The sequence below is a fragment of the Enterococcus villorum genome (assembly GCF_007990225.1).
GTDB lineage: Bacteria > Bacillota > Bacilli > Lactobacillales > Enterococcaceae > Enterococcus_B > Enterococcus_B villorum.
Window position 1 is genome coordinate 1 of sequence record NZ_BJWF01000102.1, and the last position, 615, is coordinate 615.

Here is a 615-nt window from a genome sequence, read left to right on the forward strand (position 1 = left end):
AAAAGCCAATGGCAAAATAGAAATTGCGACTGTTTATCCGATTGTGAAATAAAAAAGATTGGGAGTTGAATTAATCCAACTCCCAAAATTTTTTTAGTTCTTTTGCTTCATATTGAAAATCAGCGGGAGAATAAAGTTTGCGCCAATAATAAAAATTATAAAAGGATGACCGATTCATGATTTTTTCAATAGCTTTTATAAAGTCATCACTAAGATTTAAATAAGCGATATTAAGAATCCCACCATTCCAAAAATCTCCATGTACCCCATACCCTAAACTATATGGAGTAAAAGTAAATAACGAATGATTGTCATAAAAAATTTCATATTCGGTGTCTGGTAAGTCTCTTATCTCATCATCTGGATCATCTTCTTCGGGATCATACGGACATTCAGCTAAAAATTTTCCTTCTTTTGGGCCAAAATCAATAAAATCATCATTATGTGTAAGCGACAGATGAGAGTCTAACTCATGTAATTCCTGAGCTATCCAAGCTGTCATTTTTTTGACTGCTTCTGGGTTTCGTTGTTTGGGATCCACAAAAGACATATATCTTGGGAAAAGTGGTTCCTTCTCAGCCATTTTTGATGTTCGTTTACGAATTGCTTCGATTT

General features: G+C 33.7%; 1 pseudogene. It reads right to left on the reverse strand.

Annotated elements, in window-relative coordinates:
* Positions 1-70: 70 nt before the first annotated feature.
* Positions 71-615 (reverse strand): annotated as a pseudogene (locus EVI01_RS13500) (hypothetical protein); the annotation flags it as partial.